A 21,705-nucleotide genomic window follows, 5' to 3' on the forward strand; every position below is an offset into this window, starting at 1 on the left:
GCCGCCGCCTGCTGGAGTCACGATGGCCCCTGATCTGCGTCCCGATCCACCGTCCCCCGCGCGCCGCCTGCGCCGTTGGCTGCTGCGCCTGCTCGTCCTGGCCCTGTGCGCCCTGGCGGTGGGCATGCTCTGGAACAGCCGCTGGGCACAGCTGCCGCGGGCGCTGTGGACGGTGTCGCGGATGCCGGCGCCGAGCGCGCTGCCGGTACCGGTCGAGGGGGTGGCCGCACGGCGCATCGCCGATACCTTCGGCGCGCCACGCGGGCGCGATCGCACCCATGCCGGGGTGGATATCTTCGCCAAACGCGGCACGCCGGTACGCAGCGCCGGGCCGGGGGTGGTGGCCGACATCCGCGACGGCGGGCTGGGCGGGCGCCAGGTCTGGGTGCTGGGCCCGGCGCGCGAGCGTTACTACTACGCGCACCTGGAGGGCTGGCGCGAGGGCCTGGCACGTGGCGAGGTGGTGGAGGCGGGCACGCTGCTCGGCTACGTGGGCGACAGTGGCAACGCCAAGGGCACGCCGCCGCACCTGCACTGGGGCATCTACGGCGCCGACGGTGCCTACGACCCCTTGCCGTTGCTGCGTGCGTGGACGCCGGCAGCAACCGGCACGCCGCCGAAGGACCCATGATCGCAGCGGCCGCTCCGGCCGGGCCGGTGCGGTCCAGGCCACCTGGTCACCAGCTCTAGCGCGCAGGCGGCGTGTCGTTCACCGGCGCCAGCGCCTCCCCGAACAGATGGATCGCCTGCGCGATGGCAGCGGCGTGGGTGGCCTGGCGGGAGGCCGTGCCGCTGCACAGCGGCGGCATCGCCCGCTGGCCCGCCGGGGTGCAGATCGCCAGGAAATCGTAATGACCCACGTCGGCCAGCACCCGTAGGCCGGCCTCCGGGACCAGCGCGGCGAGCACCTCGGCGTTGCTCACCGGCGGCGCGACGTCATCGACATCGCCGACCAGGATGGACAGCGGTTGCGGCAACGTGCGCAGGTGCGCCGGGGTCAATGCCTGCACGATCGCCGGCGCCATCACGAACACCGCGCGTACGCCGGGGATGCGGTGGTCTGCGGACGAGGCGGCCATGTAAGGCGCCAGCGCGGGCGCTGCGGCGGTGGCGATACGCGCCTCCAGCGTCATGTCCGGCGATTCCTGCTGCGGCCGGCACACGCCATCGTCCGGATGGGCGCGGCAGAACGCGATCAGCTGCGCCAGGTCCACGCGTGCGCCCGCCGCGACCAGCGCGGTGAAGCCGCCGGCCGAGAAGCCGGCCACGCCCAGCCGGCCGGCATCCACGTGCGGCCCCAGCTGCGGGTCGGCCTGCACCGCCGCCAGTGCGGCCTTGAGGTCCTCGGCGCGCTCCCAGCTCAGCAGGCTGCCGGCCGCCGTCATCGCGTCCACGCCGTTGTTGCCGGGATGGTCCACGGCGATCACCAGGTAGCCGGCGCGTGCCAGCGCGGTGCCGAACCAGCCCATCATCCGCGCGCTGCCGCCATTGCCGTGCGACAGCAGCACGGTGGGCAGCCGGCCGGGCGCGATGCTGGCATCGGCCGCGGCGCGGCCGACCTCGAACAACGGTGCCTCCGCCGGCCCGATGGTGATCGGCAGCTCGCGGGCATCGGCCGTGGCCGGATACCACACGGTGTAGCGCACCGTATCGCGCTGGCCGGCATCGCGCACCGCGGCGCTCGCAAGCTGGGCCACGCCATGGCGCTCCCCCACCGGTGCCGGTGGCGGTGCGGCAACCGCCGCGGTGCTGGTCATGCAGAGCAGCAGGCAAAGCAGCGGTACGATCAGGCGCATGCGGTCGTTTCCTTGCAGGATGTGGGATCGGCCAGCGGCAGCCAGATCTGCATGCCGCCGTGGCCGGTGGTGGCGTCGAAGCGCGCGTCGTAGCGCTCCAGTTCGGGGCCGTCGGCCAGGCTGAGCCCGGCCATGGGCAGGTAGTGGTTCAACAGCCAGTACCAGGTCGAGCGTATCGCGGAGATATGGCCCGCGTGCCAGGCCACCACGTAGCGTTGCGCCGGTATGCGCACCCGCTGCCATCCTGGCGGCACTGCGGACGCGTCCGCCACCTCGATGCCGGCGATGTAGTCGAAGCCGCCCTCGGCATCGCTGTTGCAGCACACGCCGTAGCGGACGGCACCCGCATGCGTGCACTGCAGCGCCAGCGCCTGCCACTGCGAGGGAATCCCGGCCACCGACGCGGCATGGTGGCGCGCCCCGATCCCGGCCACCTGCAGCGGCCCGGCCGTCTGGATCCGGGGCGGCTGCGCGCACGGCACGACCACGTCATCGAGCTTGATCGCCTCCACCAGCGCGATGTCGCCCAGCCCGTGCGCGCGCACGTGCTCGGGCGTGCGGCCGAACTGCTCGCCGAAGGCGCGGGTGAACGTGGCGTGCGAGGCGTAGCACGCATCCAGTGCGACCTTGAGGATGTCCTCGGCACCGCCGGCCAGTTGGCGTGCCGCCTGGCTCAGGCGACGGCCCCGCAGGTAGCGCACCAGCGCCGTGCCGGTGGCAGCCTGGAACAACCGCGACAGGTGGAACGGCGACAGCCCCACCACCCGCGCCACGTCGGCCAGCCCGATCGGCTCGGCGTGATGGCTTTCGATGTACCACAGGGCCCTGTGCGCCGCGCTCATGCCGGCTCCGTGTCGATGGACAGGCCCGCAGCGTAGCCGAGCACGCGCGGGCCCGCTTGGCCGTTCTTGCGGTGGCCGCTTCCCCGCCGCCATCCCCGGCGCCAGCTCCCTCCTGGCCTGAGCCGCCTGCCGCACCCGCCTGCACCTGGCCGTCAAGCCACGCCGCGCAACCATGCCGCGATCGCATCGTGCAGGCGCGGATGGGTGGGGACGGTGATCCCGAAGGCATCGCGCAGCACCGTCAGCACGTCCTGCACGTCCGCCAGCGGGCGGCGCTCGCTCGGCTCCCCGATGCGATGCACGCTGTAGACCCCCGCACCGAGCGTACGCCGCCAGCCCGGGCCGGCCAGCGCCGCCCGCAGTTGTCCGGGAAACGAGGAGGCCGGGTGCGTGCAGACGTACCAGTTGCCCAGGACATGGTCGACCGGTTCCTGTACCGCCAGGTCGAACCGGTACAGCGGCCGCCATTCCCCGCCGATCTCGACCTGCAGCAGGTAATACGGTGACTGCAGGTCCAGCCGGTAGCGCGCGTGTGGCGTGGCCTGCGCAAAGCGGTGGTCGAGCCGCAACGGGCCGGTCGGGGTAGTGCCGCCAAAGCCCACGTCGGCGATGTACTCCACCCCCTCGATGCGCACCAGCACCAGCATGTGCGTGCGGGGTGTCGCCGTGTCCGTGGTCTGGCCCATCACCACCCGCGCGCTGATCGCGCGGGCGTCGAAGCCCACGGCGTGCAGCAGCGCCAGGAACATCCCGTTGAGTTCGTAGCAATACCCGCCACGCCCTTCCTGCAGCAGCTTGTGCTGCACGCTGGGCAGGTCGATGGCGACCGCATCGCGCAGCAGCGTGGTCAGCGTTTCGAACGGAAAACAGGCGTTGTGGCGTGCCTGCAGCTGGGCCAGCGTGGCCAGGGTGGGCGTTGGCATGCCGTCCATGCCGAGCCGGGACAGGTACATGGCAAGAACGTGCGGATCCATCGGCAGACCATCGGAGGGAAGGTGCGTGCACTGTGCCGGCTCAACCACGGTTGAGGTCAAGGCACGAGGCGGCGGGTGGCTGAACGCCGGCACCGCCAGACCGCCTGCCGTCATCGTGCCGTCGCCTGCGCCCGCTACAACGGGCCATCGGCGGCACGCGCGGGTCGCCGCTTGAACCTGCCGCTAAAGTCTGCGCCCGGCCGGCCGATACCGATGCGTCTTTCCGCCTGGAGTACGTGATGTCGGTCGTTCCCCGCCGCCCGTTGCCTGCGCTTGCCCGCCTGGGCCAACACCCTTCGTTCCGACCGCTGGCCGCGCTGGCCGCCTCGCTGCGCCGCTTCAGTGTCGCACGCAAGCTCAAGGCCGCGCTGGTGGTCTGCGGCAGCGGCCTGCTGGTGGTCGCCCTCGTCTACGCCTGGACGCGCTATGACAGCGCCCACGCCGCAGCGACCTTCGCCGCCCACCAGCAGGACGCGGCGCAGGCCGCTGCGCTGGCCACCGAGGTCGCCGAGGCGCGGCGCCTGCAGACCCGCTATGCGATCAGCTTCGACGATGCCGACCGCAGTGCATTGCACCAGGCACAACGGCAGTTGCAACACTCGCTGGCATCGCTGCAGCGCACGCCGCACGACCCGGGCAGCGCCGCTGCGCTGCGCGGCCTGGCAGAGCGCGTGCAGGCCTTTGCCGACGGCATCGCCACCCTCAATGAACGCGCCGACGAAATGGGCCGTGGCGAGGACGGGTTGCGCGCGCAGCTGGAGGCCAGCGCCGCTGCACTGGACGCACAGCTCGGTGACGCCGCACCGGCGGCACTGGCGGCACACTGGCAGGCGATGCGGCGCCAGGAGGCCCTGTTGCTGCTCAGCGGTGATTCGGCGCATACCGACCGCGCCAGCGAAGCCAAGCTGCCGTTCGAGCTGGCGTTGTCGGCCGCCGCGCTGCCCGCGGCCCGCCAGGACGCCCTGCGTGCGGGCATGGACGCGTATCAAGGTGCGCTGTTGGCCTACACCGCGGCGCGGGTGGGACTGGACGTGGAGGCCCAGTCCCTGGCCGAGAGCGCCGCGCAGATCGCCCCGGCGCTGCAGCGGTTGCAGCGCGCACAGACCCTGGCGCTGGACGCGGCACGCGCCCGGCAACATGGGCAGGCACGTGCGATGACCGTGGTATTCGGCCTCACCCTGGCACTGGTGGCCGTGGTGCTGATCGCCAGCCTGGTGCTGGTGCTGCGCGCGGTACGCCGGCCGATCGCCGATACCCTGCGTTTCGCCGAGGACATCGCCGAGGACCGCCTGGACAGCGTGCTCACCGTGCACAACCCGTACGACGAGATCGGCCAGCTCGCGCAACGGCTGGTCCACATGCAGCAGCGCCTGCGCGAGCGGATCGATGCCGAGCGCGCCGCCGCACGCGACAACGCACGTGCGCGCCAGGCCCTGGACAGCGCCCAGACGGGGGTGATGGTGATCGACCCGGAGGGGCGCATCACCCTGCTCAACCGTGCGTTGCTGGCCGCGTTGGCGACCACCGATGCCGACTGGCGCGGGCGACCGGCGTCGGCACTGCATCCGGCCTTTGCCCGGATCGAGGCAACCGGCGGGGGCAACGCGCCGGCCACACACGAGATCGAACACGCCGGCACGCGCTACCAGTTGGTGGTCACCCCGATCATCGACCACGAGCAGTGCCTGGGTGCCGCGGTGGAATGGCGCAGCCGCGCGCTGGAAACCACGGTGGAAACCGAAGTGGCCGCGCTGGTCGACGCGGCCGCGCGCGGCCAGCTGCACGGGCGCATCGACGTGGCTGGCAAGCAGGGCTTCGTGCTGACGTTGGCCGTGAGCATCAACCGCCTGCTGGAAACCTTCCAGGGCAATCTTTCCGGGCTGCAGGCGCTGCTCTCCGCGTTGGCCCAGGGCGACCTGCGGGTCCGCATGCAGGGCCAGTTCGACGGCGTGTTCGCACAGATGCGCGACGACGCCAACGCCACCGTGCAACAGCTCACCGACATCGTTGCCCGTATCCAGCAGGCCTCGCTGGCGATCAATGGCGCGGCCGGGGAGATCGTGTCCGGCACCCAGGACCTGGCCGGGCGCACCGAGCGCCAGGCCGCACACCTGGAAGAAACCGCCTCCTCGATGGAGGAACTCACCGCCACCGTGCGCCAGAACGCCGATGCCGCCCAGCAGGCCAACCGGCTGGCGGTGCAGGCCACCGGCATCGCCCAGCAGGGCGGTGCGTCGGTGGCCCAGGTGGTCGCGCGAATGGAAGAGATCGCGCAGGCCTCCCGCCGCATCGCCGACATCACCAGCGTGATCGACGGGATCGCCTTCCAGACCAACATCCTGGCCTTGAACGCGGCGGTGGAAGCGGCACGCGCGGGCGAGCAGGGCCGCAGTTTCGCGGTGGTAGCCGGCGAGGTGCGCCTGTTGGCCCAGCGCAGCGCCGACGCCGCGCGGCAGATCAAGGGCCTGATCGAGACCTCGGTGGACACCGTGGCCGCCGGTACCCGGCAGGTGGACCAGGCCGGTGCCACCATGGGCCAGATCCTGGGCAGCGTGCAGCAGGTCAGCGCGATCATGGCCAGCATCTCGGCCGCCTCGCAGCAGCAGAGCGCCGGCATCGAGCAGGTCGGGCAGACGCTGCTGCAGATGGACGGCAGCACCCAGCAGAACGCGGCACTGGTGGAAGAGGCCTCGGCCTCGGCACATGCCATGGAGCGCCAGGCCGCGCTGCTGTCCGAGGCGGTGGCCGCGTTCGTGCTGGCCACGCCCGCAGCACGGCCGCCGGCGCGACTGGCGGCCGTGTAGCCGCTGCCGTACACCTGGCACTCACCTGCCTTCACTGGCCGCGTGCGTCGGTGCTCACTATCCTGCGCGGATGAGCACTCGTCGCAAGCCCGCCCCCTCTTCTGCCGCCGCGGCCGCGGCCGCGTTCGTGCGCGTCCGCGGCGCCCGCGAACACAACCTCAAGAACGTCGACGTGGACATCCCGCGCGATGCACTGGTGGTGTTCTCGGGCATCTCCGGCTCCGGCAAGTCGTCGCTGGCCTTCGGTACGTTGTATGCCGAGGCGCAGCGGCGCTACCTGGAATCGCTGTCGCCCTACGCGCGCCGGCTGATCGACCAGGTCGGCGTGCCCGACGTGGATGCGATCGACGGCCTGCCACCGGCGGTGGCGCTGCAGCAGCAGCGCGGCACCGCCAGCGTGCGCTCGAGCGTGGGCAGCGTCACCACGCTGTCCAGCCTGCTGCGCATGCTGTATTCGCGGGCTGGCACGTATCCGGCCAAGCAGCCCATGCTGTATGCCGAGGACTTCTCGCCCAACACGCCGCAGGGTGCCTGCCCCCATTGTCACGGGCTGGGCCACGTGTATGAAGTGACCGAAGCGTCGATGGTGCCGGACCCGTCGCTGAGCATCCGCGAGCGCGCCATCGCCGCCTGGCCACCGGCCTGGCACGGGCAGAACCAACGCGACATCCTGGTCACCCTCGGCTACGACGTGGACATCCCGTGGCGCGACCTGCCCAGGAAGCAGCGCGACTGGATCCTGTTCACCGAAGAACAGCCGGTGGTGCCGGTGTATGCCGGTTTCACCCCGGCCGAAACCCGCGCCGCGCTGCGCCGCAAGGAAGAGCCCAGCTACATGGGCACCTTCAGCGGTGCGCGCCGCTACGTGCTGCACACGTTCGCCACCACGCAGAGCGCGATGATGAAAAAGCGCGTGGCCCGTTACATGGTCGGCACCGCGTGCCCGGTCTGCGACGGCAAGCGGCTCAAGCGCGAAGCGCTGTCGGTGACCTTTGCCGGGCTGGATATCGGCGCGTTGTCGCAGCTTTCGCTCAGTGCCATGGCCGAAGCGCTGCGCCCGGCCGCCGAGGGCCGCTTCGATGCGCCCACCACGGCGGCCACGCGCAGCCGCGCGGCGGGCCGCAAGGCCTTGCAGGCGCGCGCGGCCGCCGGTGGGCCCTCGCATGTGGGCGGCAGCGATGTGCGCCGCACGCCGGACCTGTCCGAGGAAAAGCGCATCGCCGCCCAGCGCATCGCCCACGACCTGGTCGAGCGCATCGGCACCCTGCAGGACCTTGGCCTGGGCTACCTGTCGATGGACCGCGCCACCCCGACACTGTCGCCCGGTGAGCTGCAACGCCTGCGCCTGGCCACGCAGATCCGTTCCAGCCTGTTCGGCGTGGTGTACGTGCTCGATGAGCCCACTGCCGGCCTGCACCCGGCCGATGGCGAGGCGCTGTACCGCGCGCTGGACCAGCTCAAGGCCGGTGGCAACACGCTGTTCGTGGTCGAGCACGACCTGGAGATGCTGCGGCGCGCGGACTGGCTGGTCGACGTGGGTCCCGGCGCGGGCCAGCACGGCGGGCGGGTGCTCTACAGCGGGCCGCCCGAGGGCCTGCGCACGGTCGAGGCGTCGGTAACGGCGCCATACCTGTTCGAGACCGGTCGCGGAGAACGGCGCACGCCGCGCACGCCGGCGGGCTGGCTGGAACTGCGCGGCATCCACCGCAACAACCTGCACGGCCTGGACGCCCGCTTCCCGCTCGGGGCGTTCACCGCCGTGACCGGTGTGTCCGGTTCGGGCAAATCCAGCCTGGTCAGCCAGGCATTGGTGGAGCTGGTCGGCGAGCACCTCGGCCACGAGCCGGTGGTGGAAGAGGTGGACAGCGAGCTGCCGGTGCCCAGCAGCATCGAGCGCGCCCGTGGCCGCCTGCACGCCGGCGCCAAGGCGATCAAGCGGCTGGTCAACGTCGACCAGAAACCGATCGGGCGCACCCCGCGCTCCAACCTGGCCACCTACACCGGCCTGTTCGACCACGTGCGTCGGCTGTTCGCCGGCACGCGGATGGCCAAGGCGCGCCGCTACAGCGCCGGGCGGTTCTCGTTCAATGTGGCCCAAGGCCGCTGCGATACCTGCGAGGGCGAAGGCTTCGTGCATGTCGAGCTGTTGTTCATGCCCAGTGTCTACGCGCCGTGCCCGACCTGCCACGGCCAGCGTTACAACGCCAAGACCCTGGAAGTGGAATGGAACGGCCGCAACATCGCGCAGGTGTTGGCGATGACGGTCGAGGAAGCCCTGCTGTTCTTCGCCGAGGAAGCGCCCGTGCAGCGCCCGCTGCAGTTGCTGCGCGATATCGGCCTGGGCTACCTGCGGCTGGGCCAGCCGGCTACCGAACTGTCCGGCGGCGAGGCGCAGCGGATCAAGCTGGCCACCGAACTGCAGCGCAGCCAGCACGGCAGCAGCCTGTACGTGCTGGACGAGCCGACCACCGGCCTGCATCCGGCCGACGTGGACAAGCTGATGGCGCAGTTGCACGGGCTGGTCGACGCCGGCAACACGGTGGTGGTGGTCGAGCACGATCTACGCGTGGTCGCCGATGCGGACTGGGTGATCGACGTCGGCCCGGGCGCGGGCGAGCAGGGCGGTACGATCGTCGCCGCCGGTACGCCTGCGCAGGTCAGCCGCGTCACCACCGGCGCGACCGCGCGTTACCTGCGGCGCTGGTTCAAATAAGGATTTCCTCCCATCGGGCTATGTCTTCGGTCGGGTCTGTCGTGCGCGACTGGGCTCGGCTTGCGGTACGGGCGAGGAGCGAGGCTCTCTGACTTCCGTCGGTGGGTCGGGCGCCGCGAGCGGCCCGACCTGGGATTCGTTGCGTGCGGGTGGAGCTGAGGCGATGCGCGGCATAGGAATTGTGGGATTCTGCGCGGTGGCAGGCGTTTGACCGCGCGTGGAATGCTAGCTTCGCGCCATCTGTTGGAATGAGAGGTGGACATGGAAATCTGGGCGCGGCGGCAGGATGCAACGGGGCAGGACGATCCGCATCGGGACCAGTACGGGCGCGACAGGGCGCGCATCATCCACTCAGCCTTTTTTCGTCGCCTCCAGGGCAGACCCAGGTGCTTGGGCTGGGCGAGAGCGATTTCTACCGTACACGCCTGACCCATTCCATCGAGGTCGCGCAGATTGCCAGCGGCATCGTCGAGCAGTTGCAGGGCGATCCTGCCTATGAGGACTACCAGGCATTTCTTCCATCGCTGCAGCTCGTGGAGGCGATCGCGCTCGCGCACGATATCGGTCATCCGCCCTTCGGGCATGGTGGCGAGGTCGCGCTGAACTACTGCATGCGTAACGAAGGGGGCTTCGAGGGTAATGCGCAGACCCTCAGGATCGCCACCAAGCTGGGTGAATACTCGATTCACTCCGGCCTCAATCTCACGCGGCGGACATTGCTTGGCCTGATCAAGTACCCGGTACTACATTCGGCAGTAGTGAATGCGGACAAGTACAGTGGGCGTGACGCGCCGTCCAATCTGGACGCCTATAAGCCTCCCAAGTGCGTCTTTGATTGCGACGCGGTATCGGTCGATTTCGTGCTGGAACCCCTTGCTGCGGGCGAGCGCGCAACATTCATGGCCGTGCAGAAAATGGAGGGCAGGCACGCCAAGTCCTGTCACAAGGGTTTTGACACATCGATCATGGAGCTGGCCGACGACATCGCCTACGGCGTGCATGATCTTGAGGATGCCATCGCATTGCGCTTCGTCAGCGAGCAGCAGTGGCGGACCCACGTCCATGACCGGATCAAGGACGACGCCGCGCGCTATCCGTTGGCGCAGGAAATCGATTGGATCACCCGGGAGTTGTTCTCCGGCTGCAGCCGCGAGCGCAAGCATGCCATCAGTTACCTGGTCGGCTACTTCATCCGCAGCTGCTCGATCATCGAGAACGGCCACTTCGCCAACCGCCTGTTCGGTCTCTCGGCAAGCATGGAAGCGCCCAAACGCGCCGAGCTCGATCTGCTCCAGAGCTTCGTCGTCCAGAAGGTGGTCAAGACCGCCGAGGTGCAGACGTTGGAGTACAAGGGCCAGCAGATGGTGATCCGGTTGTTCGATGCGATCGCCAACAACCCCACGCGTTTGCTGCCGGAGAAGCAGCAGGGCGAGCACCGGCAGTACGGGATGCGCGCCATCTGCGATTACCTCGCCGGCACCACCGACGACTACGCCACCCGCCTGTACCACAAGATATTCACCCCCTCGTCGGGGTCGGTGTTCGACCGGCTCTAGCGGGCGGCTGGCGGGGCGCGCTCGGGTGCCGCCCACGCCTCGATCTCACCGGCCTGGAACGGCCCGAGCTTCTGCTTCAGGATGCGCCCGTCCGCATCCACCAGCACCGAATACGGCAGCAGCCCCTGGCGATTGCCCAGGCGCACGCTGGCATCGGTCGGGCCGGGGGTATCGAGCACGATCGGGTAGGCCACCGGCACGCGGGCCAGGAATCCGCGCACGCCCTCCTCGGTGTCCAGGGCCAGCCCCAGCACCTGCACGCCGCCGGCCGGTTGCGCGGCGGAAAATGCCGCCAGCGCCGGCATCTCCTCCACGCACGGGCCACACCAGCTGGCCCACACGTTGATCAGCAGTGGGCGGCCGCCGAAGGTGGCCAGGTCCACGGGCCGGCCATTGATGTCCGGCAGGGTGATCGCCGGCAGCGGATCGCCGATGCCCGCGGCCGACGCCGGGGAGCGCACGCTCGGCGGCGACGGCGACGGCGACGGCGTCGCGGCGCGGTCGAAGAACCACACCCCGGCACCGATCCCGACCACGGCGGCAAACGCGGCCACCAGCACCGTCCGGTGGGGTGGCCGCAGGCTCATCGTGCCGTCCGCAGCAGCGCTTCTTCCACGATGGCCTGGGTCAGCACGGTGGGCAGCACGGTCGGCGGCGCGCCGGGGCCGTACACCACGTACAGCGGCACGCCCACGGCCTTGTGTTCATCCAGGAACGCGGTGATGTCCGGGTCCACGTTGGTGTAGTCGCCGCGCATGTACACCGCGTTGGTGCGGCGCAGGGTGTCGTGGAAGGCGTTGGTGCCCAGCACCGCGCGTTCGTTGGCCTTGCAGGTCACGCACCAGTCGGCGGTCATGTTGACGAACACCACGCGGTTGTCCTGGCGCAGCCGGTCCAGCATCTGCGGCGAGTACGCCACCACGTTGTCGGCGGCGGCCACCGCGGCCTTGGCCGGTGGCGCCAGCCGGGTCACGCCCCACACCGGCAGCAACGCGCCGAGCAGCAGCAGCACGGCCAGCAGGCTGCCGACGCGGTGGCTGCGCCACCGGCTGCGCTCGAACCACCACAGCGCCAGCGCCAGTACCACCAGCCCGCCCAGCACCAGGGTCATCGCATCCACACCGCGCTGCTTGCCCAGCACCCACAGCAGCCAGATGGCCGTGCCGTACATCGGGAAGGCCAGCACGTGCTTGAGCGTCTCCATCCAGGCGCCGGGACGCGGCAGGCGCTTGGCCAGCGAAGGAATGAAGCCGATCAGCAGGAACGGCAGCGCCAGGCCCAGGCCCAGTGCCAGGAACACCAGCAGGGCCGGCACGGTATCGGTGGTGAACGCGTAGGCCAGCGGCAGGCCCATGAACGGCGCCACGCACGGGCTGGCCACCACGCAGGCGAGCACGCCGGTGAAGAAGTCGCCGACCGGGCCGCTGCGCGCGGCGAGCGACTGGCCCATCCCGCCCAGGCTGCCGCCCAGGGTGAACACGCCGGACAGGCTCAGGCCCACGGTGAACATCAGGTACACCAGCGCGGCGATGAACCACGGGTGCTGCAGCTGGAAGCCCCAGCCGGCCGCCTGGCCGGCGGCGCGCAGCGCCAGCACCAGCGCGCCGATCGCCGCGAACGCCACCAGCACGCCGGCGGTGTACCACAGCGCATGGCTGCGCGCGCGCTGGCGGCTCTCTCCGCTCTGCGCCACGCCCAGCACCTTCAGCGACAGGATCGGCAGCACGCACGGCATCAGGTTGAGGATCAGGCCGCCCAGCAGGGCCAGCAGCAGTGCGCCGATCAAGGTCGTCGGCGCGGCGTCGTCGCCTGGCGGGCGGGTGCGCTGCGCGTTGTCGGCACTGGCGTCGGGCGCCACGCCGGCATCGATCGCCGCCGGCGCCGTCTCGTTCGGGCGGATCAGCATCGGCTGGGTGGCGATCCCGGCCGTGTCGCGCTCGCGCACGTTGGTACGCGTGATTTTGCCCGGCAGCGGGACGATCACGTCGTTCCTGTGCGCGGCTTCATCGGCACTGGCGTTGACCTTGCCGGCGGGCAGCGACAGCTTCACCCGGCGCGTCATCGGCGGGTAGCAGATGCCGTCGGTCTGGCAGCCCTGGAAGGTGATCACCAGGGTGGTGTCGACCGCCTCAGGGCGGCTGCGGCGCAGCGGCAACTTCACGTCCACCTGGTCGAAATAGACCGCCACGTCGCCGAAGTGTTCGTCGCGGTGCGACTTGGCCGCGGGCCACAACGGCTTGTCCGCGCGCAGGCCGGCGGCGCCTTCCAGCTTCAGCGAGGTGCGGTCGCGGTACAGGTAATAGCCCGGTGCCGGGCTGAAACGCAGCAGCACCGTGTTGCCATCGTCGACGATCGCATCGAAGCCGAAGGCGCGTTCGGACGGCAGCGGCAGTGCCTGGGCCGTGCTGGTACCCGGCAGGCGCAGGCCACCGCCGCTGTTGCCGGCCAACGGGTTGTTGAAAGGCGAGCCCGTGGCCGGTGCCGCCGCGGCCACCGCTGCACTGCTCCCCGCACCGGCGGGCAACGTCACTTTGACGCTGCGCTTCTGCGGCGGGTAGCACACGCCAGCGTCGGCGCAGCCCTGGTAGCGGATCTCCAGCGTCACCGTGTCGGTGCCGTCGGCGGCCTTGCCCGGCAGCACCGCGGTCAGGCGTTCGCGGTAGGTTTCCACCTCGCCGAAGAAATCGTCCTGGTGTTTCTTGCCGGCCGGCATCTGCAGCGCCTCGGCGGCGAAGCCGGCGTCGGCCTTGACCGTGGTGCGATGGCGGTAGAGGTAGTACCCCGGCGCGATCTTCCAGCTGATCTCGATGCGGTCGCGATCCCGCGCCTGCGCACTCAGCCCGAAGGCCTCGTCCACCGGCAGCAGGTCCTTCTCGCTGACAGCCAGCGCCGGCAGGGACACCACGAACAACGCGCACAGCGCGGCAACACGACCAAACAGGGTCATCAATCAATTTCCTCTCGGGTCTGTGCCCGAATCCAATCCAGGTACGCCGGCAGGCCAGCGCGGGTTTCGACCGCGATGCACTCCGGGAGTTCATACGGGTGCAGGGCCTGCACGCGCGCGATGGCCGCGTCCAGGCGGCTGCCGGTGGTCTTGATCAGCAGTTGGACCTCGTGGTCCTCGCAGATCTCCCCGTGCCAGCGGTACGTGGCGTGCGCCGCGTCCAGGCGGGTAACGCAGGCCGCCAGGCGTTCTTCCACCAGCGCACGCGCCAGCCGCGCCGCGGTCGCCGCGTCGGGGCAGGTGGTGAACAGAATGAATACGGGATCGGCGATCGACATGACCGCCGAGTATAGGACCGTGGGATGCCAATGGTCCGACCGGCGCCGTTGCGGCGCCGGTCGGTGGGGCTCAGTTGAGCAGCTGGCAGGTGCTCGGCTTGGCCGAGGTGAACAGGCCCGGGGTCGCCCACTCGGGGTGGTCGATGAACGGGTTGCGGTTGCCCTGGAAGCTGTAGATCACTTCATTGCGGGCACGTTCGGCGGCATCCGGCGGATCGGCCAGGTGCCACTCGATCAGCGTCGAGAGCAGGCCCATGTAGGCCGGCGAGGCCGACGTCTTGACGATCTTGCTGCGGTCGTCGGTCAGTTCCAGGTCCGGCTCGGACTGGCCGGTCTTGGCGTCTTTGCCCCCTTCATAGCGGATCGCCATGTACATCACCGCGCGCGCCATGTCGCCCTTGCGGTGGCCCCACACTTCAAACGTGCCGGTGTTGCCGTCCGGCGTGCGCACCCAGTTGGAGTTGCCCGGGTAGCCGCCGCTGCCACCGCCGAACCCGTTGTTGGCCTCGGTGGCGCGTTCGCCGCAGTTGCTGTCGCATTTGCCGAAGGGCTTGTTGCCGCGGTCGGCGTTCCACTGCGCGTCGGTCAGGTACAGCATGTGGGTGTCGGTGTAGGGCGCATACGGCAGGCCCTTGTCACCGGTGGTGCTGGCAAAGCCCAGCGAGTTGGGCCAGGTGTGCTCGCGGTTGTAGGTCAGGCCGCTGCCGGTGCCCGCGCGGCCGCTCACCTTGGTGTAGCTGCGGTTGCGGTAGGCGTCCAGGATCTTGCCGCTGTTGTTGGGATCCTCGTCGGCGATCTCCAGGATGGTCCAGGTGCTGGTGCCCGAGCCGCTGTACGGGTAGGCGGTGTGGCCCTTGATGGTCTCGTGCAGCGAGCAGCGCAGCTGGCTCGGGTTGCTGGTGTTGACCCGCGAGTAGTACTCGCCCGGCGTGCCGGGGTTGCCGGGATCGGGGTTGCCCGGGTCCGGGTTGCCGGTGCCGCTGGCCACGGTGAAGGCGATGCGGGTGTCGGCGGCCGGATGCGCGCCCTGTGCATCGGTGATGCGGCTGGCGCGGATATCGAAGCGGCACGCCTCGCCAGCCACCAGGGCGGTGTTGGTGGACAGGGTGAAGCGGCTGCCACTGCTGGCGTGGGTCAGCGGCACCGTGCCGGACTGGCCGCAGCTGAGCACGAAGGCGCCGCTGGCCAGGCTGACCGTTTCGCTGAAGGTTACGCCCAGGTCGGCGGCGGCCGGGAAGGTGCTGGCCCCCTGTTCCGGAGTGGTGGTGCTCACCGAGGGCGGGGTGTTCGGGCCCGTGCCACCGCCGCCGCTGAAGGTCTGCCCGGCGTTGCAGGCACCGAAGGTCTGCGCGCCCGAGGCTGCCCAGGTGAAGTGGGCGTACTGGCTGCCATTGCCGGTGAGCTGCAGGGAGGTGCCCGGGGCGGTGCTGTTGCTCTCGCTGACCGGGATGTTCTGGCTGGTCAGGCCCGCGGCCGGACCACCGGCGGCGGTGATGGTGCCTTCGTAGCTGATGAACTGGACCACCTTGCCGCTGCCATCCACCAGCGCGATGCCGTCATTGGCGCCGTTCTGGATGCCGTTGCTCGGGTAGCTGACCGTGGCGATGCTGGCCTTGCCGCAGCTGGCCGCGCTGCCGGCCGGCACCGGGTTGTTGGCGTACACGGTGGCCGCCGACGGGGTGCTGCCGTTGTAGAGGTACAGCCGGTAGCTGGACAGGTCCTCGCCACCGGTGGCCACCACCTCGATGGCCTCGCCGACGTCGCCGGCGGCGGTGCTGTCGTCGTAGTGCAGTTCATTGATGAATACATCCGCCTGGGCGGTGCCGGCCAACGCCAGCAGGCACCCCAGGGACAGCGGTGTGAGCAACCTCATCTACGTCTCCTTGTGATTGGGTATCGCCGGCCGAATCTAATCAATCCAGATGACACATCTATCGATGTGTCGTAATCGGCCTCCCACAGTGGGACGTGCGTCAAGAAAATGGCGGTTGGTGGGGTAGGTAGGTGGGGCGCTGGGACTCCATCCCCTTCCGGCGACGCCTCCCCCCTTATTTCGCCTCAAGCGGGAGTCGGTGGATCGGGCGCTGGGCCCCCATACCCTTTCCGGCAAATGTCCCCCGGCGTCGGCCTGCGGCCGCCCCCTCCTCCTTTATTTCGCCTCCAAGGGCATGGGGCCCCAGCGCCCGACCCACCGACCAACGCCAAAACAGCTTGGCTTCTACCTGCTTGCCGCACCCGAGCCCCGTAGCGGCCGGTAGGCTCCTGGGCAAAATAAAGGAGGAGGCCGCCAGGCCGGGGGACATTTGCGCCAGGGGCCTACCGGTCGCTACGGGGCCCCCCACGCTAGCGGCAGTCCCGAACGGGGACAGGGAGCTTTGCCTTTGCCCTTGCCGTTGTCCTTGAACCACACGCAGCCCGGAAAAATTTCGACCCTGCCCCTTGAAAGGCGCGCACCCAGCACCATCTCTGCTCCGTACCCGCACTGCCGGGTTTTTTCGTGAGCGTGGCTGGCAGTCGCCTTGTGCGAGTGCTAACATCGCCAGACTTTCCTAGACCAATCAACAACTTAAAAGGGTCTCACATGAGCATCAAGCCGCTTCATGACCGCGTTGTAGTCAAGCCGATCGAAGCCGACGAAATCTCGTCCGGCGGCATCGTGATTCCGGATTCCGCCAAGGAAAAGTCGACCAAGGGTGAAGTCGTGGCCGTCGGCCCGGGCAAGCCCCTGGACAACGGCAGCGTCCGCGCGCCGTCGCTGAAGGTCGGTGACAAGGTCATCTACGGCCAGTACGCCGGCAGCAGCTACAAGTCTGAAGGCGTCGAGTACAAGGTCCTGCGCGAAGACGACATCCTCGCCATCGTCGGCTGAGTGATGCCGCCGGCCCGTGCCGGCGCGTCCGCAATTTCCCCCATTCAAGCAGCCGGGCTTGGCCCGGCTCTCCATAAAAGGTAATCGCAATGGCTGCCAAAGATATTCGTTTCGGTGAAGATGCCCGCTCGCGCATGGTGCGCGGCGTCAACGTGCTCGCCAATGCCGTGAAGGCCACCCTGGGCCCGAAGGGCCGCAACGTCGTGCTCGAGAAGAGCTTCGGCGCCCCGACCATCACCAAGGATGGCGTGTCCGTCGCCAAGGAAATCGAACTGGCTGACAAGTTCGAGAACATGGGCGCCCAGATGGTGAAGGAAGTCGCTTCCCGCACCAACGACGACGCCGGCGACGGCACCACCACCGCCACCGTGCTGGCCCAGGCCCTGATCCGCGAAGGCGCCAAGGCCGTCGCTGCCGGCATGAACCCGATGGACCTCAAGCGCGGTATCGACAAGGCCGTCATCGCCGCCGTCGCCGAGCTGAAGAACATCTCCAAGCCGACCGCCGACGACAAGGCCATTGCCCAGGTCGGTACGATCTCGGCCAACTCCGACGAGTCGATCGGCAACATCATCGCCGAAGCGATGCGCCGCGTGACCAAGGAAGGCGTCATCACCGTTGAAGAAGGCTCGGGCCTGGACAACGAGCTGGACGTCGTCGAAGGCATGCAGTTCGACCGTGGCTACCTGTCCCCGTACTTCATCAACAACCAGCAGTCGCAGACCGCCGACCTGGACGATCCCTACGTGCTGCTGCACGACAAGAAGATCTCCAACGTGCGTGACCTGCTGCCGGTGCTGGAAGGCGTCGCCAAGGCCGGCAAGCCGCTGCTGATCATCGCCGAAGACATCGAAGGCGAAGCGCTGGCCACCCTGGTCGTCAACACCATCCGTGGCATCGTCAAGGTCGTGGCCGTCAAGGCACCGGGCTTCGGCGACCGTCGCAAGGCGATGCTGGAAGACATGGCCGTGCTGACCGGCGGCACCGTGATCTCCGAGGAAATCGGTCTGTCGCTGGAAAAGGCGACGATCAAGGACCTGGGCCGCGCCAAGAAGGTGCAGGTCTCCAAGGAAAACACCACCATCATCGACGGTGCCGGCGAGAAGGCCAACATCGATGCGCGCGTGACCCAGATCAAGACCCAGATCGAAGACACCTCGTCCGATTACGACCGTGAAAAGCTGCAGGAACGCGTGGCCAAGCTGGCCGGCGGCGTTGCCGTGATCAAGGTCGGCGCCTCGACCGAAATCGAAATGAAGGAAAAGAAGGATCGCGTCGACGACGCCCTGCACGCGACCCGTGCAGCCGTTGAAGAAGGCGTGGTCCCGGGCGGCGGCGTGGCCCTGGTCCGTGCGGTCACCGCGCTGGCCGGCCTGAAGGGTGCCAACGAAGACCAGAACCACGGCATCCAGATCGCCCTGCGCGCGATGGAAGCCCCGCTGCGCGAAATCGTCGCCAACGCCGGCGAAGAGCCGTCGGTCATCGTCAACAAGGTCAAGGAAGGCACCGGTAGCTACGGCTACAACGCGGCCACCGGCGAATTCGGCGACATGCTGGAATTCGGCATCCTGGACCCGACCAAGGTGACCCGTTCGGCGCTGCAGAACGCGGCCTCGATCGCCGGCCTGATGATCACCACCGAAGCCATGGTTGCCGAAGCCCCGAAGAAGGATGACGGCGCTGGCGCAGCGGGCGGCGGCATGGGTGGCATGGGCGGCATGGGCGGCATGGACTTCTGATGGAGATGCCGGCCATCGGTCGGCACACATCGGAGCGGTAGGTACCGACCGTGGTCGGTACCTGCCATCCGCCAACGCACGACGAAAAACCCCGCCGGAAGGCGGGGTTTTTTTGTTGTCGGCGTCACTCCACGAACGCCTTGCCCCCGTACTCCCACGTCCACGGCACGCCGGTCTCGCCCAGAACGAACCGCACCAGCGCAGGAAACGCCGCTTCGGCGCGCACGTCGTTGCCCAGCACCACCACGCAGCGTTGGCGCCACGCCACGCACACCAGCGTGTTGCCGACCGCATCGTCGTGGCCGCCCTTGTAGAACCCGCGCCCCTGCGGCCCCTGGAACACCACCACGCCCAGCCCGGCGGCGAGGTCGCGGCGCCGTTTCGCGGGCGCCAGCGCGTCCTGCAGGGTCGGGAACTGGCTGGCCGTGGTGATCGGCCACTGCGCGCGGACCAGCGCTGCCCGCGCCTTGGCCGACAGTCCCTCGCCGCGCACGTAGCCGGCGGCAAACCGGGCCATGTCGGCGATGGTGGTATCCATCGAGCCCGCCGCACGCACCCGGCTGCGTTCGTCGTGTGGTTCGGTGCGGCCGTCCTGGGTCCAGCCGTCGGCCAGGTTGCCGGCGAAGTCGGCGCGCCAGGTCATGCTGGTGCGGGTCATGCCGAAGCGGTCGAACACCCGCCGCTGCATCTCCGCGCCCACCTCCAGGCCCAAGCCGCGCTCCAGGACGAACTGCAGCAGGATCAGGCCTTCGCCGGAGTAGGCGTAGCGCGTGCCTGGATCGAAGTGCAGGCGCAGCTTTCCATCCGGCTCCAGGAACGCGAAATTGGCGAATCCGCTGCGATGGCTGAGCAGCATCCGCGCGGTCAGGCGTTGCCAGCGCGGGTCGTCCTTCAGGTCCGGCCAGGGCGCGTACTGCTTCTCTGCCGGGTAATCCGGCAAGGGGCGCTCCAGGTACGCGCCGATCGGCCGGTCCAGGTCCAGCACCCCCTCGTCCACCAACTGCATCACCATGTAGGCGAAGGCCATCTTGGTCAGCGACGCGCCGTACATCACCGTGTCGGTCGTCAGCGGGTCGCCGGCCGCGTTGCGTTTTCCGGCCGCATGCAGCTGCACCACCTTGCCCTGATCGACCACCGCCACGGCCCACCCCTGCGCCCCGGTGGCGCGCATCAAGCGCGCCATTTCCGCCTCCACTGCAGCGGCGTCGGCCATCGGTGGTGGGGCGGGCGGGGCCGCAGCGAGGGCGGTCACGGGGGCCACCACGGCGAGCAACACGGCGAACAGGCGCATGCACGGCACTCCAGCGGGAGGTGTGGCGCATGCTACCGCGGCGGCCCCGCCGGCACAGTGCCGGCGGTCATCGTGACCACCGGCCGGGCCCGGTCACCCGCGCCGCAGGCAGATCCAGGCCGCGCCGCTGCCCATCTGCACCCGCGTATCGGCCATCGCATCGGCCCCCAGGATCAATGCCGGTCGCTCCTTCAATCCCAGCGAGGCGAACACCGGCAGTTCACTGATCCGCACCTCCAGCGGGGCGTGCTGCCAACGGCCCATGCGCAGGCCCGGCAGGGTGGCCAGCCAGGTCTCCATCACGCGGTCGCCCAGCCCACGCGTGCCCTTTTCGCGCACCCGCACGCGCGCATCGCTGCCATCGGTGCGCAGGCCCAGCGCACTGGCCGCGGCGCTGTTGAGCACGGTCTGTGCCGCGCCGGTGTCCACCACCGCGATCGCCTCCACTGCCGTCGAGCCCAGTTGCACCGGGATGAAGCCGAACCGTTGCATGCTCGCGTCGCGGACCGGCACGGCATTGGCTACGCACCCGGCGTCCGCCGGCATCGGGCCCGGCGGCTGCAGCAGCACGCGCTGGCCGGCGATATCGAAGGTGGTATCGAAGCGGTTGGTGACGTCGTTGCCGAGGATGCCGTCGATGCGGCGCCCATCCTTGCCCAGCCGGCTCAGGTCGGTCTGCATGGTCGCGGCCTCGAATGACAGCGTGCCTACCTGCCAGCGGGTGCTGCGGGTGCGGCGCAGCACCGCGCTGCTGTCGGTGGCGCCTTCCACCTCGACGCCCGCCGCATCCGGGTCATCCAGCCCCAGTCGTCGCGCCGTGGCCTGGTCCATCACCGTGGCCCCGGCCGCACTGTCGATCACGAAGTGCAGCGGCTCCACGCTGTCACCCAGCCGCACCGCGACGGTCGGGTGGCCACCCTGCATCCACATCGGGATTTCATGGGTGGCCGTGGCGGCCTGCGCGGGCAGGGTGGCCAGGCAGGCAAGGGCGAGCAGGGGCGTAATGCGCATGGGGCGGTCTCCGTTGGGAAAAGGACATGACACCCGCTGGCTGTATCGCCGCGATGTCGTGCTGGCACGCGTGCCGATACAGTCCCGATACAAACCCGCGCCATAATCGGCGAATGCCTGCAGCAATCGACATCGTGGTGGTGGACGACGACGCCAGTATCCGCGACGCCATCGCCGACTGCCTGCGCCAGCACGGCTACCAGGTGCGGGTGGCGGCCGATGCGGCCATGCTCGATGCATTGCTGGCCCAGCAACGCAGCGCCCTCATCGTGCTGGACTGGATGATGCCGGGCGAGGACGGCCTGTCGGTCTGCCGACGCCTGCAGCCCAGCGGCATCCCGATCCTGATGCTCAGCGCGATGGGCAGCACCCCCGACCGCGTGATCGGGCTGGAGATGGGCGCCGACGATTACCTGGCCAAGCCGTTCGACCCGCGCGAACTGCTGGCCCGCGTGCGCGCGTTGTTGCGCCGCGCCGACAGGAAAGAGGGGGCGGCGCCGTCCACCACCCTGCACTTCGAGGGCTGGCAACTGCAGCTGGAGCAGCATCGCCTGCTCACCCCGCAGGCCGCCGACGTGCCCCTCACCCGCGGCGAGTTCGCGCTGCTGCGGGTGTTGGCCGAACGCGCCGGTCGCGTGCTCAGCCGCGAGCAGCTGCTGCGCCTGACCCGTGGCGAAGACAGCGAACCGTTCGATCGCGCCGTCGACCTGGCGGTCAGCCGCCTGCGCCGCAAGCTCGCCCAGGCAGCCACGGGCGGCGACGCGCTGGTGCAGACCCTGCGCGGGGAGGGCTATCGCTTCGCAGCCCCGGTGTCCCGCCGGTGAG

16 protein-coding genes are annotated in these 21,705 nt (G+C 69.5%); 7 read left to right on the forward strand and 9 right to left on the reverse strand.

Annotated elements, in window-relative coordinates; translation table 11 throughout:
* The first annotated feature begins 22 nt into the window (after nt 1–22).
* Nucleotides 23–631: a M23 family metallopeptidase gene (locus AC1DGC_RS17345; protein WP_259210123.1), complete on the forward strand. Its 609-nt coding sequence runs from the start codon at nt 23–25 to the stop codon at nt 629–631.
* Nucleotides 632–686: 55 nt separating this feature from the next.
* On the opposite strand, the gene AC1DGC_RS17350 is transcribed toward AC1DGC_RS17345, so the two are convergent.
* The 3 genes from AC1DGC_RS17350 to AC1DGC_RS17360 all read right to left on the reverse strand — a co-directional run bounded on the left by AC1DGC_RS17350 (nt 687) and on the right by AC1DGC_RS17360 (nt 3,591).
* On the reverse strand, nt 687–1,796 hold the full coding sequence (locus AC1DGC_RS17350) for an alpha/beta hydrolase family protein (RefSeq protein ID WP_478048438.1): 1,110 nt from the start codon (nt 1,794–1,796) through the stop codon (nt 687–689).
* Entirely contained in the window at nt 1,787–2,638 is an 852-nt protein-coding gene (locus tag AC1DGC_RS17355) for an AraC family transcriptional regulator (RefSeq protein WP_259210125.1), read from the reverse strand. The genes AC1DGC_RS17350 and AC1DGC_RS17355 overlap by 10 nt, the downstream gene beginning before the upstream one ends.
* A 152-nt stretch (nt 2,639–2,790) precedes the next feature.
* On the reverse strand, nt 2,791–3,591 hold the full coding sequence (locus AC1DGC_RS17360; protein WP_478048439.1) for an arylamine N-acetyltransferase family protein: 801 nt from the start codon (nt 3,589–3,591) through the stop codon (nt 2,791–2,793).
* A gap of 260 nt (nt 3,592–3,851) precedes the next feature.
* Between AC1DGC_RS17360 and AC1DGC_RS17365 the strand changes: the two genes are divergently transcribed.
* From AC1DGC_RS17365 to AC1DGC_RS17375, 3 genes are all read left to right on the forward strand, one after another.
* On the forward strand, nt 3,852–6,416 hold the full coding sequence (locus AC1DGC_RS17365; RefSeq protein WP_478048440.1) for a methyl-accepting chemotaxis protein: 2,565 nt from the start codon (nt 3,852–3,854) through the stop codon (nt 6,414–6,416).
* Between the two features lie 70 nt (nt 6,417–6,486).
* Nucleotides 6,487–9,129 carry an excinuclease ABC subunit UvrA gene (locus AC1DGC_RS17370; protein ID WP_478048441.1) on the forward strand — a complete coding sequence of 881 codons (2,643 nt, stop codon included), beginning with the start codon at nt 6,487–6,489 and terminating at the stop codon, nt 9,127–9,129.
* Nucleotides 9,130–9,515: 386 nt separating this feature from the next.
* Complete coding sequence (locus tag AC1DGC_RS17375; protein ID WP_478048442.1) at nt 9,516–10,685, forward strand: anti-phage deoxyguanosine triphosphatase; 1,170 nt, start codon at nt 9,516–9,518, stop codon at nt 10,683–10,685.
* Here the strand turns inward: AC1DGC_RS17375 and AC1DGC_RS17380 are convergent.
* The 4 genes from AC1DGC_RS17380 to AC1DGC_RS17395 form a co-directional block, all read right to left on the reverse strand.
* Nucleotides 10,682–11,272 (reverse strand): TlpA family protein disulfide reductase, encoded by a 591-nt coding sequence (locus tag AC1DGC_RS17380; RefSeq protein ID WP_478048443.1) that lies wholly within the window; start codon nt 11,270–11,272, stop codon nt 10,682–10,684. The two genes, AC1DGC_RS17375 and AC1DGC_RS17380, sit on opposite strands and share 4 nt — an antisense overlap.
* Complete coding sequence (locus tag AC1DGC_RS17385) at nt 11,269–13,632, reverse strand: protein-disulfide reductase DsbD family protein (RefSeq protein WP_478048444.1); 2,364 nt, start codon at nt 13,630–13,632, stop codon at nt 11,269–11,271. The genes AC1DGC_RS17380 and AC1DGC_RS17385 overlap by 4 nt, the downstream gene beginning before the upstream one ends.
* Nucleotides 13,632–13,970 (reverse strand): divalent-cation tolerance protein CutA, encoded by a 339-nt coding sequence (cutA, locus tag AC1DGC_RS17390; RefSeq protein ID WP_259210134.1) that lies wholly within the window; start codon nt 13,968–13,970, stop codon nt 13,632–13,634. The genes AC1DGC_RS17385 and cutA overlap by 1 nt, the downstream gene beginning before the upstream one ends.
* Nucleotides 13,971–14,040: 70 nt before the next feature.
* Nucleotides 14,041–15,843, reverse strand: coding sequence for an endonuclease (locus AC1DGC_RS17395; protein WP_259210137.1), 1,803 nt, complete (start codon nt 15,841–15,843; stop codon nt 14,041–14,043).
* 708 nt (nt 15,844–16,551) lie between these two features.
* On the opposite strand from AC1DGC_RS17395, the gene AC1DGC_RS17400 reads away from it, so the two are divergent.
* Together AC1DGC_RS17400 and groL are read left to right on the forward strand one after the other, a co-directional pair.
* Nucleotides 16,552–16,839: a co-chaperone GroES gene (locus tag AC1DGC_RS17400; RefSeq protein ID WP_259210139.1), complete on the forward strand. Its 288-nt coding sequence runs from the start codon at nt 16,552–16,554 to the stop codon at nt 16,837–16,839.
* An 89-nt stretch (nt 16,840–16,928) separates the two neighbouring features.
* A complete protein-coding gene (gene groL, locus AC1DGC_RS17405) occupies nt 16,929–18,578 on the forward strand; it encodes a chaperonin GroEL (protein ID WP_259210140.1) in 1,650 nt (549 codons plus the stop codon).
* Between the two features lie 124 nt (nt 18,579–18,702).
* Here groL and AC1DGC_RS17410 read toward each other — a convergent pair whose 3' ends face one another.
* Together AC1DGC_RS17410 and AC1DGC_RS17415 are read right to left on the reverse strand one after the other, a co-directional pair.
* Nucleotides 18,703–19,869, reverse strand: coding sequence for a serine hydrolase domain-containing protein (locus tag AC1DGC_RS17410; RefSeq protein WP_478048445.1), 1,167 nt, complete (start codon nt 19,867–19,869; stop codon nt 18,703–18,705).
* A gap of 93 nt (nt 19,870–19,962) precedes the next feature.
* Complete coding sequence (locus AC1DGC_RS17415; protein ID WP_259210142.1) at nt 19,963–20,880, reverse strand: aspartyl protease family protein; 918 nt, start codon at nt 20,878–20,880, stop codon at nt 19,963–19,965.
* Between the two features lie 113 nt (nt 20,881–20,993).
* Here AC1DGC_RS17415 and AC1DGC_RS17420 point away from each other — a divergent pair, with 113 nt between their 5' ends.
* Nucleotides 20,994–21,704 (forward strand): response regulator, encoded by a 711-nt coding sequence (locus tag AC1DGC_RS17420; RefSeq protein ID WP_478048446.1) that lies wholly within the window; start codon nt 20,994–20,996, stop codon nt 21,702–21,704.
* Nucleotide 21,705: the final 1 nt, after the last annotated feature.

It is taken from the genome of Stenotrophomonas sp. 05N37 (assembly GCF_056397365.1).